This is a genomic window from Collinsella sp. CLA-ER-H9 (assembly GCF_040092295.1).
Classification (GTDB): domain Bacteria; phylum Actinomycetota; class Coriobacteriia; order Coriobacteriales; family Coriobacteriaceae; genus Collinsella.
In genome coordinates, this window is sequence record NZ_JBBNLV010000030.1 from 1 (window position 1) to 1,736 (window position 1,736).

General features: G+C 56.0%; 1 protein-coding gene. It reads right to left on the reverse strand.

Annotation, left to right across the window (positions count from 1 at the left end; genetic code table 11):
- Positions 1–197: 197 nt before the first annotated feature.
- Positions 198–1,211, reverse strand: a complete 1,014-nt coding sequence (locus tag AAAX73_RS09655) for a hypothetical protein (protein WP_124786538.1) — start codon at positions 1,209–1,211, stop codon at positions 198–200.
- Between the last annotated feature and the right edge of the window lie 525 nt (positions 1,212–1,736).

The window sequence follows — 1,736 nt, forward strand, 5'->3', positions numbered from 1 at the left end:
ATTCTTGACGGCCTGAACAATCGTCAATATCGGTCGGAGGGGTGGCTTTGTAAAGCCGTTTGTCTCCACCCGCGTAGCGGGTGGTTCAAAGCTGGCCGCTGCGCGGCCAGCAGACTAAAGTCTTGAACAAAAGGGCGGCCGAGAACGTGTCTCGGCCGCCCTTCGGCGGTATTCCCCGGTATATACAGCTGTTTTAGCTACTCGGACTGCCCGCCCTTTTTGGCGTGCTTGGACGGAGCGCTCAGAAAGCGACCCGTCAGATAGTTCGCCGGGCCGGAAATATCAATCCCCAGTAGCACGTGCCCCAGCCACAAAAACGCCGCGAGCACCAGCAATGGAATCACGCACGAGGTCACGATCATCACGATGACGCCTTCGATGAGATCGGTCACTTGCCGCACAATTTCATCGGTCATCTGCTTGGCGCCGCTGGTCACCGACGTGACGAGACCCGAGGCACCGTCGGCAAGCTGCTCAAGCACGTTCTTGGACTCTGTGGACTCGGTCTTTTTCTTGCTTGTTTTGGAGCTATCGCTATCTGCCGCGCTCGCAGCGTCGGTCGCCTTTTGCTCGGCCGCCTCGATGCTAACGCGATACGTTTCGTCGACCTTTTGCGACACCCATACGCTTGCAGGCACCAACGCCATGCCAATTATGGCGACCACCAGCACACGCGTTGCCACGCGGCGAATGACGCCGCTGGTGCTCCAGCGTCCGTGAATACCAAGCGACACTGCAAAGAGCACCAGCGCAAACGGAATCAGGATGCCCAGGCCAACCGACCACAAAATAGTCAGCAGATATTTCTCAAGATAGAGCACGGCAAGCACGATACCCAAGTTTCCCGAAAGCTGCGCGAGCTGCTCGGCAACTGGCGTTCCCGTATCGCCCGGCAGCGCAGTGATACCCGCAGATAGGGCGACGCACGAGGTCGTGAGCGCCAAAACATTGCCCTTCTTTTGATCGATGACCTCGATGGTGGAGTCCCAGGTCTTGGTATCGGCAAAATGCGGACGAGCTACAAAGCCCGACAACAGCGCCAGTACCACGAGCGCAACGATAAAGCCAATCTGCAGTTTTTTGTTTGCGCACACGACATCGGACAGGCTGGGCTGCAGCTCGGTTACCGTCGTGTGCTCGGTTATCTGGACAGGACGCCCATGAGTCATCTCGTGCGCGTCTCCCTTTTGAATCAATCCGTTGCCCGGCATTTGGATACCTCCTTATTCCGGCCTGTATTGCGGATGGAAGTATACCCACCCAGCGAAAAACCGAACGGGAGGGCATGCAGAAGCTCCATAACGCTGCTAGTCGAACAGTGCCCTTTCAAAACTATGCCGGTTTACTACGGTAAAACCGATAGGACCGACCACATTTGCTATTAGCAGAAAATGACAAGCTTTCTACCTGTGGCTTTGATAACGCCGTTCTATCCATAGTTGAAAGAATGCGATTCATCGTAGTAAACCGGCATAGTTTTGTAACCGACAGGCCGAGTCGGCACCGCAGCAAACCTAATAACCCGTTTTCTTCCATCCTCAAAGGATCAAATGCATGGCAGGAGTGTCCCTAACTGCCGGCAGATAAGGAACGTCCCCAAGTGCCGGGTAAATCAGAACCACCCTTAAAAAGGGTGGTTTGCTCTTAGGGTATAACCCACGGGCCCCGGGCTCGCGTCTAAAGGCGCGGGCCCGGACTTCGTCCAGGCCTAGTGCATCTTGACCCGTGGCGCGCCG

Excerpts from the sequence above, each read along its gene's own strand:
- AAAX73_RS09655 (WP_124786538.1), bottom strand. The coding sequence starts at position 1,211 with ATGCCGGGCAACGGATTGATTCAAAAGGGAGACGCGCACGAGATGACT.